Source organism: Thalassotalea crassostreae, assembly GCF_001831495.1.
GTDB lineage: Bacteria > Pseudomonadota > Gammaproteobacteria > Enterobacterales > Alteromonadaceae > Thalassotalea_A > Thalassotalea_A crassostreae.
Window position 1 is genome coordinate 1,359,690 of the sequence record NZ_CP017689.1, and the last position, 13,666, is coordinate 1,373,355.

The window sequence follows — 13,666 nt, forward strand, 5'->3', positions numbered from 1 at the left end:
TCATCAGCGGTTAAACCGTCACTCCCGCTTGCTCGAAACTTGCCATATCGTTGTAAAAATGAGTTGCGGCAACTAAAAGTGGTAACGCTAAAGCCGCGCCAGTACCTTCACCCAATCTTAACTCAAGCTTTAATAATGGTGTCGCCGCAAGCTGCGCTAACATTAGTTGATGGCCAGACTCATTGGATTGATGAGCAAAAATTAGATATTGGCCAATATTTGGGTTTAGCTTTGTCGCGAGTAATGCCGCAGAACCGACAATAAAGCCATCAATCAGTACTGCTACTTTCTGCTCCGCTGCGGCTAAAATTGCACCGACCATTTGCACTATTTCAAAGCCGCCTAATTCTCTCATCAGATCCATTGGCTGTTGATTCTCAAGTCTTGCAACAGCGTCGGTAATCAATTTAGTTTTGTGCTGCAACTGCTGGTCATTAATACCGGTACCTTTACCGACGCATTCGGCTACTGGCGCATTACTTATTGCCGCTAATATTGCCGTTGCGCTGCTGGTATTACTGATACCCATTTCACCAAGTATAAGAAGCTCACAGCCATCATTGATTTGTGCCAAAGCAATTTTTTTACCATATTCTAAGCCTAGCTCAACTTGTTGCTCCGACATCGCTGCCGTTTTTGAAAAGTTATCTGTGCCACGACCAAGGCGTTGTTCTATAAATTGTGGGTTTTGTAGTTTAATTTGCTCGTCGATTGGCTCAATGATGCCTGCATCAATTACTTTTAAATCAATATTGTTGGCGCGGCAAAAACAATTAATCGCAGCGCCACCATTGATAAAGTTCAAAACCATTTGTCTAGTAACGTCACTTGGCGCAATGCTAATACCTTCTTCACTAATGCCATGATCGCCGGCAAACACTAGGGCAGTTGGTTTGCTTATAGATAATTTTCGCGCCAACGCGTTTTGTCGATTCGATTGAATCAAAGCCAATTGCATCGCCAACGCTTCCAGTTGACCGAGAGCTCCTAAAGGCTTGGTTTTTTGGTCGATAATCGCGACGATTTGATCTTTGTATTTGGTATTTAATTGGTCGATAGTCATGTTTGTGATCTTTACATTTTGCGCATTAATAATAAGAAGAAAATACTGCCCATGGCAGAGGTAATAACACCGATAGGAATTTCCTGACCATCTAACGCAATACGGGCAACAACGTCCACCCAAACTAGGAAGCAGCCACCGAGTAATCCTGAGCCAATGAGTAACCGGCTGGTAGTAATGCCGACAAAAGAGCGTACGATATGTGGGATCATCAGGCCAACAAAACCTATACCGCCGCAATAGGAAACAATCACTGCTGTACTAGCCGCACAAATAACTAAAACAATGATACGTAAACGGGCGACTTTAACGCCAAGGGTGCGAGCACTTTCATCGCTAAGCAGCAGAGCATCAAGCTGTCTTGCGACACTAAACGCAATCAATGTTGAAACTAACACCACTGGAAATATCCACATCAATGCGGTGTTATCGGCGCGAGTTAATGAACCCATCAACCAAAATATCACCCGGTTTGAGGAGAATGCTTCACCCATATAGAGAATAAAACTGGTGATCGAGCTTAATAAAAATGACACTGCAACACCGGCAAGCAAAAGATGAGAAACCCTGCGCCAGTTGTTGTTAACGACCACGGCTAGCACCAAAGCAACGGCGGCTAAAGCGCCGACAAAGGATGCTAATGGCAGCGAAATATGGTGAATACTTTCCGGCAATAAAGTGGCTAACGTAGCACCAAGGCCAGCGCCAGCAACAATACCAAATAAGTACGGGTCGGCGAGCGGATTACGAGTGACATTTTGCATCAACGCACCGGCAATCGCTAAACCAAAACCGGCTAAAAAGCCAAGCAGTACGCGGGGTAAACGAATGTCATATAAAATTGTTTGGTAAATCGGCTTTTCGCAACTTTCAGTTAAACATTGCCATACAGCGCGATGATCGATTTCATTAACGCCAAAACCAATTGATAAAATGAATGTTGCTATGACGATTGCTAGCAGCATTAACATTGAGTATCTATATTGCAAAGGCTTCATTTTTTATCCTTAGCAATGGTTTTAGTTTGGGTATCTGTATCTGCATTGATATTTGGATTAATGGTGGCAAACGTGATGCGCGGTTTATCGGTAAACGGGTTTTTATCTACGGCGCAATCGAGAGCAAATACTTCTTTTAGAGTTTGCGCCGTCAAAACTCGCTCTGGAGAGGCATTTGCCACAACCTTACCTTGATTCATTAACACTAGTCTATCGCAGTATTCAGCGGCAAGGTTCAAATCATGAATGGTTAATAATAATGTGATATTTAAAGATTTAGCTAGTTTTAGAATTTGGTGTTGGTAATAGATATCTAAATGGTTAGTTGGCTCATCCATTATTAAAATATCTGCTGTTTGAACGACCGCTCTGGCGATCAATACACGTTGCTGCTCACCACCTGAAAGAGTACTGAAACTTTGATTTTTTTTATCGAGTAAGTCGACTTTACTTAACGCATTTTTGATGATTTCAAGATCGGCATTGGTATCAGATTCAAAAAAACTTTTGTAGGGAATTAAACCCATGCGGACGATATCGATGACCGTTAAATTAAATACCGAGCTTGTGGTTTGACTGACAACCGCAATTTGTTTGGCAATGTCTCTCGCGTGAATTGACTTTAGACTTTTACCCTTAAGATAGACTGTACCAGAAAAGTTTTGATACTCGCCATACAAACACTTTAATAACGACGTTTTACCGGCGCCATTAGGACCAACGATAGCTACAGTTTCGCCTTTCGATAAGTCGAAACCTATGTCACTAATAATGGTTTTATCCGCTACTTTCCAAGAAAGCTGCTGGGCTTTTAATACGGTATTTGTCATTCGCTGCAATAGTTACTTATGTGTCAGTTATGGTTCAGTTATGAATCATTGATGTGCAGGAATAAAGCAGAAGGGATGGCTAACCGATAAACTCTAATAAACAGCTTATCTTATCAGCATAATCTTCTTCTCGCGTTACCCGCACGATTAAAACATTTACAACTGAATCGAGTAATTGGCAACTCATTTAGTTGTAACTAACAGATGGCAGGTATCCTGGCTTATAGAGATAACCTTATTTAACCCTTCCCAAATGAGTGTTCATTCAGTGGTATGTTAAATAAGCCCTAATTACAGTTGCGGGAACAGCTGTGGAATAAATAAAGATGAATCGTATATTAAGAGTCATCGATAACCACATTCCCTTTTAAGTTAATGATTAAAATCAGAAACACCAAAAGTTATTGAGACTGATTGTAACAACTTAATAACAGCATTAACACTGCTTAAGCAGTTAATTTATTGCGAATAAAATATATCAAAGAGGAAATGTTTATATGCACAGTCGATTTAGATTAAATGACTAGATAGAGCATAGGTAGTGCAAAGATAGTGCATAGGTAGCGAGTGCAGGGCTAGGCTAGTTTTGACTGCTTAGCTTATCGACAGTAGCAGTGCATGCGGTCAAAAATATACTCATAAAATACTCCACTTCAGGCATGTCACCGGTTAGCTGGTCGAGTTTGTTTTTTAAGTTTATTTCTACGTGCTGAAATTCAGGATTATTATGATTTATCTCATCGAGGGATTTGATATAGGCAACTAAGATATCGGCCGCTTTAACAATGGCTTTGTACTCATTATCAACGTGATCTTGCACAATCAGTTCATCAAAAACATCACGAAATTCTTCGGGCAGAGATTCAATGCACTCTTTTTCTGCTAAGGTTTCAATTTTTTTAAATTCACGACTGATTTCAGCATTGGCATATTTCGTTGGGCTAACGACATCACCATAACGAGTTTCACTTGCTTCGTGATATAGCGCGATGGTCGCAGCGCGGTCGGCATTTAAATTGCCATTAAATTTTTTATTACGAATCACCGCAAGTAAATGGGCAACAATTGCGACTTGATGTGAATGCTCGGCAATGTTTTCAGATTTAACACAGTACATTAACGCCCAACGTTTAATTAATGGCATGCGAAACATCCATGCTAAAAATGTACTTTGTTGGTTGTTGTTATTATCTGTCATAGTTGCTCACATTGCGTTTTGTTACGTCAGGTTAAGGTGTTTGTAAAAGGCGCTTATTAAAGGTGTATGCTAAGCCTAGTTTATGATTGATTATAATGCTTGAAAAAATGCTCTAAGCGATTGATTGCTTGAATTAAATCTTCAGTGTGTGGCAAGAATACCAACCTAAAATAAATGCCTTCTTTTAGGTTAAATGCCGAGCCTTGCACTAACAATATTTTCTCTTGGCGTAAGATATCTAACACCATTTTTTCATCATCGGTAATACCGAGCTTTTCGCCGTCAACCTTAACAAATAAGTACATTGCACCTTTTGCTTTATGACAGCTTAAGCCATCAATGTTATTGATCATCTTGTGGGCAATGTCTAATTGTGATTTTAAGCGGCCGCCGTCATTCACCAACTCATTAATACTTTGATATCCACCTAAAGCGGTTTGTATTGCATGCTGACACGGAACATTCGCACAAAGTCTCATCGATGCTAACATAGTCAAACCGTCTAAATAACTTTGAGCTCTTAATAACGGACCGGTTAACATCATCCAACCGGCTCGAAAGCCAGCAATACGGTAATTTTTAGACAAGCCCCCCATAGTCACTACTAATACATCTTCAGTTAAACTTGCGGTAGGAGTATGAGTAGCGCCATCGTAAAGCACCTTATCGTAAATCTCGTCAGAAAAAACGATCAAGTTGTGTTCTTTCGCTAACTCTAATACCTGTTGCAAGATCTCTTTTGGGTACACGGAGCCCGTTGGGTTATTTGGATTTATTAATACGATTGCTTTGGTTTTGTCGTTGATACTTGCACGGATATTGTCGATATCTGGATACCAAAAGTTTTCGTCATCACAACGATAATGCACCGGTGTACCGCCCGAAAGAGCAACGGCAGCAGTCCATAATGGATAATCAGGAGCAGGGATAAGCACTTCATCGCCACTATTTAACAATGCTTGCATTGCCATCACAATAAGCTCACTAACGCCATTGCCAATAAAGATATTATCAACGTTTAGGTTTTTTAAACCAAACTGTTGGTAGTACTGCATTACCGCAACACGAGCAGAATATATACCCTTAGATTCACTATAACCTTGCGCTGTTGGCAGGTTATGGATCACGTCACGGAGAATATCATCCGGGGCCAAAAAACCAAATGGGGCAGGATTGCCGATATTTAGTTTTAAAATTTTATGGCCTTCTTCTTCTAATCGTCTAGCTTCTTCGGCAATTTGGCCGCGGATGTCGTAACAAACACCAGATAATTTTGCTGATTTTAGATATTCACTCATTACATTACTGCTTATGGTTTTATTGTTAGTTTTATTGCTAATTTTATAGTTAGTGTTGATGTAGGCTTAGGTTTCTTAATTTGGAAAATTGTTTAGCTAATTTTCTGAACTTCTTTTTATATTTGAACAGTAATTTGTTCAAGCGATGAATAAAGAAAGAGCATAAAACCAGAGAACAAGCACTACATAGAATCCTAGCATACTTAAATCATAGACTTTTGAAACACTTACTGACACTTTTTTTGTGAAATTTATCAACATTAGAGTTATAAATAATAACTAAACTTAGTTTATTTTGTATAAATGACGTTTTAAACGTTATTTTCGCCCGCCATAAGTGAATTCATTTGAGCACTTAAGGTTCAATGTGAGGGAGTATTATGCCATTACCGTTATTATGGATTGGTGCAGCAATAGCCTCTGGGGTTGCTTTATCTGAAGTAGAATCGCGCCGTAAAAAGCAAGATCTGCGCCGAGCAAACACAACCGATATCGAAAGTCGTGGTAACAGTCATCGACATGATAGCGGCGTTGCCAAGTACCCAACTGAAGTGTTTAGTAATGAAAAGTTAGCCATTGTCCGACCTGGCGCGGTTGTTTGTTGTGGGCTAGGCGGAATTTTAGAACATACCGGTATATTGATTGACGACGATACGATTGTTGAATTGCATGGCTCTGGTTTGATTAAAGCGATATCACCTGAACGATTTTTAAAAGAGCGCAGTGGTAGTGAAATATTTGTCGCCTGTGATTCGCAAGGGGAAGCGATTGCCGACGAATTAACTTGTCAGCGCGCAGTTAAACAAATATACACCTACCAAGAGTATGGTTTGATTGACAACAATTGCCATCGCTTTGTCTGGCAATGTATTAATGGACGCAATGACAAACTGACCAGTTTCCATGAGCTTAACAAAAATATATCAAAACGTTTTGACCGCAAGATCTATTGGGACAAGTGGCAAAGATAAAATAAGTAGGGTCAGATCACACTTTTTGAACATTCTGTGACACAGTCCTGCGCCATACTCTAACTAGAAAAGTTCAAGCTTCACTTAACTATTAAAGCCTTAAATTATGATCTGACCCTACTTATTATTAAAGCCTTAAATTATGATCTGACCCTACTTATTATTATTTTGAACAAAAAAAGGGGTTAGCATTGCTGCTAACCCCTTTTTTAATTACTAGTTCGAAGAATTATTTCGCTTGAATAGCGCTTAATACGTCTTCTATCTTAAGCATTGATTTTTCGTTGGTCTTGCGTTGCTTGTATTCAACTTCACCGGCATCAAGGTTACGTTCGCCAACAACAATGTGATGTGGAATACCAATTAATTCCATATCTTTAAACATTACTCCAGGACGCTCTTTACGGTCGTCGAATAACACTTCAACGCCTGCAGCTGTTAAGTCAGCATATAACTTCTCAGCTGTCTCTTGAACGCGTGCAGATTTGTGCATGTTCATTGGAATGATAACTACTTTAAATGGTGCGATAGCATCAGGCCAGATAATACCGTTATCATCATGGTTTTGCTCAATTGCTGCGGCAACAATGCGCGAAACACCGATACCATAACAACCCATGGTTAATGTTTGGTTTTTACCTTGTTCGTTCAATACCGCTGCGCCCATTGCTTTTGCATATTTTTCACCAAGTTGGAAAATATGGCCAACTTCGATACCACGTTTGATTTCGATAGTACCGTTTCCGCATGGGCTCGGATCGCCAGCAACGATGTTACGAATATCAGCGACTTGGTAGTCTTTAATATCACGATCAAAGTTTGCGCCGGTAAAGTGGAAGCCTGTTTCATTTGCGCCACAAACAAAGTCACTTAGTACCGCAGCGCTGCGGTCAACAATCACTGGAATGTTTAATGCAATAGGGCCGATTGAACCTGCATCACACTCAACAGCAGCTTTAATTTCTTCATCACTAGCAAAAGTTAACGGGCTTGCGATACCGTCAATTTTTTCAGCTTTTAATTCGTTCAGTTCGTGATCGCCACGTAATACTAATGCAATAACAGGGGCTTTTTCACCTTCTTCACATTCGCCTAATACCAGCAATGTTTTCGCTACTTGTGTCGCAGCAACGTCTAAAAACTCAGATACTTGCTCGATGCTATGTACATCAGGAGTAGCAACTTTGTTTAAACCAAGTTCTGCCGGTTGTCTTTTGCTTGTTGGTGCTAACGCTTCTGCTTTTTCGATGTTTGCGGCGTATTCGCTGCCATCACTAAAAGCAATATCATCTTCACCTGAGTCTGCTAACACGTGAAATTCGTGTGACGCATCACCACCGATAGAACCAGTGTCTGCAATTACCGGACGGTAATCTAAACCTAAACGGTCGAAGATACGACAGTATGCTGCATGCATATTGTTGTATGTATTATCTAAACATTCCGCAGATAAATGGAATGAGTAAGCATCTTTCATTAAGAATTCACGACCACGCATTACACCGAAGCGAGGACGAATTTCATCTCGAAACTTATTTTGAATTTGGAATAAATTTAGTGGTAGTTGCTTGTAAGAGTTTAACTCAAAGCTGATCAGTTTAGTGATAACTTCTTCGTGCGTTGGACCTAATACGAATGGACGATTGTGACGATCTTCCATACGTAACAACTCAGGGCCGTAGTCTGTCCAACGGCCAGATTCTTGCCATAAATCGGCAGGTTGAACCATTGGCATTAGCATTTCAATAGAGCCAGCACGTGTCATTTCTTCACGTACGATATTTTCAACTTTCTTAAGTACCTTAAGACCAGTGGGTAACCAGTTGTACAAGCCTGACGCTACTGCGCGAACTAAGCCGGCACGAAGCATGTATTGGTGACTGATCACTTCAGCGTTTGCTGGAGTTTCTTTTAAGGTAGAAAGTAAATATTGGCTAGTGCGCATTGAACTAAAATTCCAAATGTTGTGATACCAAAAGTTATTTTGGTAAGAATAAAAAATTGCCGATATTCTAACAGCAGTATGGCGATAGGCAAAACGAATTTGCGCGATTAATCGCGATAAAGTTTGGATTTTTAAGGTTTAGCTGGCTTCTTCGTCTTATCGACTGCGAAAAACAGTTATATAGACATTATTAATAATGTCTTCGTCGGATGTGGTTGCGTTTAATTGTTGCGTGTTTATGACAGCGACGGCGGGTATTTAACCACCAGGTATGGGGAGATTCTTGTTGGTCTTGTTGACAATTATTTTGTTCAACAATAACGGAATCATCAAGAGGATGTCGATTATTTAAAGGTTCATCATTAGCGTTATTATCTGCCACAACTAAATTCTCAATTGAACAAAATTTGTACAATAATAGTAGCTTTATGCTTAATTTTCAAATTTAGCGTGACTAGATATATATTAATGCTTATCGCTATTTTTGCTTTTCTTGTTGGCGCTTTATTGCTTCAAGCTTTTGCGCTTTGCGTTCTGCGATGGTTTTACTTACGTCACCGCCGATGTGGTTTTCACCACGCGCTTTGGCTAAGTTGATTTGTTTCTCGCGCTCGGCATAGCGTGCACGTTGTTCATCAGTGACTTTATCGATACAGCGGTAACAGCTAACGCCTTTTTCGTAACTGTCTAATTGCTTATCTTCTTCGGTAATTGGTAATCGACATGCGTGACATTGATCGTACTTACCTTTTTTCAGGTCGTGATCAACGGTTACGCGATCATCAAATACAAAACAATCGCCTTTCCACATAGTGTTATCTTGTGGCACTTCTTCTAAATACTTTAGTATGCCGCCTTCAAGATGATAAACCTCTTCAAAACCTTGTTCTTTCATAAACGCAGTTGATTTTTCACAGCGAATACCACCGGTACAAAACATCGCGACCTTCTTATGTTTTGCTGGATCAAGGTTATCAGCCACGTATTTAGGAAACTCACGAAAGGTTTCAGTATTTGGATTTACTGCATTCTCAAAGGTGCCAATCTCGATTTCATAATCGTTACGAGTATCAACTAATAATACTTCTGGATCTGAAATCAATTCGTTCCAATCTTGTGGCTTAACATAAGTACCGACCACTTGTTTCGGGTCAATACCTTCAACACCCATGGTTACGATTTCTTTTTTAAGCTTTACTTTACAACGCTTGAATGGCGCGTTGTCAGTGAATGATTCTTTGAAAGAAAGATCAGCTAAACGTAAATCAGCCATTAAAAATGCTAACACGTTATCTATGCCTTGACGGGAGCCCGCGATGGTACCATTTATGCCTTCTACAGCGAGTAGAAGTGTACCTTTAACGTCGTTATCTTGCATGGTTTGCAACAACGGTTTTTGTAACTGTTTAAAGTCATTTAAAGTGACAAACTTATATAATGCACAAACTACATATTGTGACATAATTTTTCTCCTGCTAGCCAGAACGTAAATCTGGTGCGTATTGAAATGAATTCAAATTGTATTTTTTGTTTTGCTTAATCAAGCCTTGTTAAAGCAATACATTGATTAAGCGGGGGATTATACGAGCAAGGTGCTAAGAAGTCATCTACAAATTGAGGCGGCTTATCTATTTTACGCTTATATCGATTACGGTGCAGTGCTCACCGGCAATTTGCCAGCGAATGTTTAAGTCAAACAAACTCATTCCGTACTCTTGAACATCGTCAGATTGCTTTTTGTAAGCCGGTCTTGGATCTTGACTGAGAACTTGTTCAATTAACAATTCAAGTGAATCATAATGCTTTGCCAACGTTTGTAATTGCGTAGCAGCTAACTCATTAAAACTGACTTGAAGTTGATGCTGCTCTGCATCTTGTGCCATTTCAGAACTTGCTGTAGCAATAGCGTCAGAATAGGGGATATAAGGTTTAATATCGATAATCGGCGTGCCATCTAATAAATCTAAGCCGCTAACATGAATATGCCAGTGGTCATTAATTTTGCTAATACCCTCTAGCTTAACTGCCGACATACCAATAGGGTTGGGGCGAAAGGTTGAACGCGTGGCAAACACACCGGTTTTTTTGTTGCCGCCAAGACGCGGCGCTTTAACCAATGGCTTGAAGCCATATTCAGCGGTTTTATCAAAAACAAATATCAACCAAAGATGTGAATGCTGTTCAATGTCGCGCAGCATTTGCTGCTGATCGCCAGAAAGTGTCAACTCAACGCTGCCTTTAGCGGCGGTTGCCAATCCAGGTTGCCTTGGAATGGCAAACTTTTCTTTATAGGGAGAGTGAACTGTACCTATAGATTGAAATTGAACGTTATTTTCAGTCATAGTTTTATTTTTAATGCTAAAGCTGCGGAGCTATTAGCTAAGAGCTATTTACTAAGAGTTATTTTCTTGGAGCTATGACTTTGGCTCGTCGATAGCATATGCCTTGCCATAACAAACCATGGCTTCGAGGCATTGTTGGTCTTCGATTAAGGTACAACTGGTAAAGATAACACCGTTAGCGCCCATATCTGCTGCGCGGTTTCTTGCCATTGTTCTAGCGTCAATTTCATTGGCTGGTTTATCGTTACTTTTGAGCTTACAACTATCACCTTCGACTAACCCTAAAAAGTCACTTTTACCTGGGAATTCATCTTCTGATTGATACATAACAACGCCACCGGTTGCAAAGTATTCATCAAAGTTTTCTTTATCTAAATTAGTGTCTACTGACATGCCGCAACTGACTGAAAGTATTGCTAAAGGAATAATTTTTAAAATATTTTTGATTGTCATAAATCCGTCATAATTTCTGTTTAGTATGAGTAATTGAAAAGACCACTCATTAAAGCCTTTTCATTTGCCGATTCTTTGCCTTCTAGTTTCTATTAAATAGTTTCTATTGCCCCGAAGTCTCGGCTTTTTTATTTTAAGTGTTTGTGTAACATCGCTTCCATATCAGCAAGCATAAATGGTTTGGATAAAAAATCATCCATACCCGACTCAACGCATTGTCCAATATGTTCTTTCTGTGCATCGGCGGTTAAGGCGATAACAGGAATGTGATCATAGTCTTTGTTCGCACGAATAATCTTAGTCGCTTGATGACCATCCATAACTGGCATATGAATATCCATAAACACTAATTGATAGTTTTGCTCGGCAATGGCGTCAATGGCTTGTTGACCATCTTCTGCAATATCGACTTCTGCACCAAGCTTTTCCAGTAAACCTTTAGCAACAATTTGATTTAATTTAAAATCTTCTGCTAATAACACTTTTACGCCGCTAAATGCTTTACTAAAAACAGGCTTATTATTGGTACCGTTGTCGCTATTAAAGTGCTTGGCGATATCGTTAAATACGATTGGACAATGAACCGTTTTGAGCGATTCTTTAAACGAGAACTGCTCTTTACATTCTAATTGATTTAGATTGGTTAATAACAACAAATCGACATTCTCTTGCTCTAACCAAGCTTTGCTGGTGTCGATTAGCGCTTTAATTTGCCCTTCATCAATGCCAGCTAAGTCGATAATAACTAAAGTAGATGCAGTTAATTCGATTTGCGACTCTGAATCGACTGGATTGCTCAAACGCTGCAACGCAAACGCGTCAAATTTAATATCATGTAAATGACAATTGCGCTCAATCAAGGTTTGGTTATGGCTATTGTCACTAAATACAATAACTGGTTTCTTATTTAGACTAACTTTTTTCGGGTCGAGGTTTTTAATAATCGGTAATTTAAACACAAAACAACTGCCTTCACCGGCAACGGAATTCACGCTAATATCGCCGCCCATAAGCTCAGCTAAACGTTTACATATGGTTAGGCCTAAACCAGAGCCACCATAGACTCGAGTGATCGAACCATCAGCCTGTGAAAACGGTTTAAATATTTGTTCAATTTTTTCAGCACAAAGGCCGATACCGCTATCAATCACTGAAAATTCAATGGCGTTTTTATCTTGGCTATTATTTAGCCTAATAGTAACGCTGCCGTGTTCAGTAAACTTAATCGCATTCGACGTTAAGTTCATTAAGATTTGACCAAGTCTAACCGGATCGCCAAGAAACTGAGTATTTACATCGCTGTCAATATCAAAATTAAGGCTAAGACCTTTTTCTTGGGCTGATAGAGCCAATACATTGCTGATGCGTTCAAACACACTGTTTAAGTCAAACTCGATGTTTTCGATGGTTAGTTTGTCACTATCTATCTTAGAAAAGTCGAGGATATCATTAAGAATGTCGAGTAACTGTCTTGCCGACAGTAAAATTTTATCAACATAAACTCTATCGTCATCATTAAGTTCTTGTTGCTGCAGTAACTGAGAAATACCAATAATACCGTTCATCGGTGTGCGGATCTCATGACTCATATTCGCCAAAAACTCACCGCGTGATTTATTCGCCGCTTCTGCTTGTTGTTGCGCTTGATGAGCGAGTTCTGTTTGTTGTTCAAATTGATGCACGGTTTTGGCAATTTCGTCTTGCATCTGATTCATTGAATTAAGCAATAACGCCATATCGCTTGGATTCTTATCTATTGTAGGCCTCTTTGAGAAGTCGCCATTAGCAATTCGATTTGCCAAACCAGTGAGTTTTTCAATTGGTGAAGAAACGTTTTTAATCAAATAGAATCGAACGCTGATAAGGGCAAGAATGAACAAAAATTGCAACACTAATTTTATTAGTTCGTAGTACGCAATTTGTTGTTCGAGCTTGTCTGTTTTGCGCACATGCCACTGATCGTATTTATCTTCAAAATCATCAATTTTAACCATCACCTCACTTTTGTCTGCAAGGTAGGCTTTGCCGTATAAAAGGTCGATAGCAGTCTGTTGATTATTGACAGGGTCTTGCTGATACAAACTAATGGCTTGTTGTTCAACCAAATTAATTTTGTCAAACAGCACCACGCCTTTTCTTAATTCTTCAAGTTTAGACTCAGGGTAAATTAAATCGGCAACAATTTGATTTAGCGGTACGTCAGAAAATCGTTTACCTTCTTGAAGTGTGTGCAGCTTATCCCAGTAAATACTAAAGTAGTTGTCAGGACGTTTACGGTGACCATTTTTTATTTCTAAACTTTCAAAATAATAGTCACGATAGTTTTTATCACCGGTAACGACGTAGGTTCTAGCGGTGCGGGTAAGCTTATCGGAAGTGTCACGAACATGGTTGGTAATTTCAACGATTGAGAGACGATCATCTTCCAATGCATTCATCGATTGCAGCGATTGTTGGTAAACATAGAATGCGGTAATGTTAGCGATGATAAGGGCTAACAAGATTATGAATACGCGAGTAAAATATCGATTAATGGTCATTAATAGGTGTTTATTTCTTGAATCTTAA

General features: G+C 39.5%; 12 protein-coding genes and 1 riboswitch. Of the genes, 1 reads left to right on the forward strand and 11 read right to left on the reverse strand.

From position 1 onward, the window contains the following. Positions 1-10 precede the first annotated feature (10 nt). The 5 genes from cobT to LT090_RS05895 form a co-directional block, all read right to left on the reverse strand. Entirely contained in the window at positions 11-1,063 is a 1,053-nt protein-coding gene (cobT, locus tag LT090_RS05875; RefSeq protein ID WP_068546579.1) for a nicotinate-nucleotide--dimethylbenzimidazole phosphoribosyltransferase, read from the reverse strand. 11 nt (positions 1,064-1,074) lie between these two features. Further along, on the reverse strand, positions 1,075-2,061 hold the full coding sequence (locus tag LT090_RS05880; protein WP_068546580.1) for a FecCD family ABC transporter permease: 987 nt from the start codon (positions 2,059-2,061) through the stop codon (positions 1,075-1,077). Beyond that, a complete protein-coding gene (locus LT090_RS05885) occupies positions 2,058-2,891 on the reverse strand; it encodes an ABC transporter ATP-binding protein (RefSeq protein WP_068546581.1) in 834 nt (277 codons plus the stop codon). Before LT090_RS05885 ends, LT090_RS05880 begins: the two co-directional genes overlap by 4 nt. 189 nt (positions 2,892-3,080) lie before the next feature. Continuing rightward, a riboswitch (cobalamin riboswitch) is annotated at positions 3,081-3,305 on the reverse strand. A 166-nt stretch (positions 3,306-3,471) separates the two neighbouring features. Next, on the reverse strand, positions 3,472-4,089 hold the full coding sequence (gene yfbR / locus LT090_RS05890; RefSeq protein WP_068546582.1) for a 5'-deoxynucleotidase: 618 nt from the start codon (positions 4,087-4,089) through the stop codon (positions 3,472-3,474). 80 nt (positions 4,090-4,169) lie between these two features. Further along, positions 4,170-5,387 carry a pyridoxal phosphate-dependent aminotransferase gene (locus LT090_RS05895; RefSeq protein ID WP_068546583.1) on the reverse strand — a complete coding sequence of 406 codons (1,218 nt, stop codon included), beginning with the start codon at positions 5,385-5,387 and terminating at the stop codon, positions 4,170-4,172. A gap of 380 nt (positions 5,388-5,767) precedes the next feature. On the opposite strand from LT090_RS05895, the gene LT090_RS05900 reads away from it, so the two are divergent. Further along, positions 5,768-6,358, forward strand: a complete 591-nt coding sequence (locus LT090_RS05900) for a hypothetical protein (protein WP_068546584.1) — start codon at positions 5,768-5,770, stop codon at positions 6,356-6,358. Positions 6,359-6,587: 229 nt separating this feature from the next. On the opposite strand, the gene LT090_RS05905 is transcribed toward LT090_RS05900, so the two are convergent. The 6 genes from LT090_RS05905 to LT090_RS05930 form a co-directional block, all read right to left on the reverse strand. Further along, entirely contained in the window at positions 6,588-8,303 is a 1,716-nt protein-coding gene (locus LT090_RS05905) for a proline--tRNA ligase (RefSeq protein WP_068546585.1), read from the reverse strand. Positions 8,304-8,493: 190 nt separating this feature from the next. Then, on the reverse strand, positions 8,494-8,685 hold the full coding sequence (locus tag LT090_RS05910; RefSeq protein ID WP_157726631.1) for a hypothetical protein: 192 nt from the start codon (positions 8,683-8,685) through the stop codon (positions 8,494-8,496). Positions 8,686-8,781: 96 nt separating this feature from the next. Further along, entirely contained in the window at positions 8,782-9,765 is a 984-nt protein-coding gene (trhO, locus tag LT090_RS05915) for an oxygen-dependent tRNA uridine(34) hydroxylase TrhO (RefSeq protein ID WP_068546587.1), read from the reverse strand. A gap of 166 nt (positions 9,766-9,931) precedes the next feature. Continuing rightward, complete coding sequence (gene tsaA, locus LT090_RS05920) at positions 9,932-10,645, reverse strand: tRNA (N6-threonylcarbamoyladenosine(37)-N6)-methyltransferase TrmO (RefSeq protein WP_068546588.1); 714 nt, start codon at positions 10,643-10,645, stop codon at positions 9,932-9,934. 72 nt (positions 10,646-10,717) lie between these two features. After that, the gene (gene rcsF, locus LT090_RS05925; RefSeq protein WP_082897173.1) at positions 10,718-11,098 is read right to left on the reverse strand and encodes an Rcs stress response system protein RcsF; all 381 of its coding nucleotides are present in this window, start codon (positions 11,096-11,098) and stop codon (positions 10,718-10,720) included. Positions 11,099-11,226: 128 nt separating this feature from the next. Next, entirely contained in the window at positions 11,227-13,638 is a 2,412-nt protein-coding gene (locus LT090_RS05930) for an ATP-binding protein (protein WP_068546589.1), read from the reverse strand. Between the last annotated feature and the right edge of the window lie 28 nt (positions 13,639-13,666).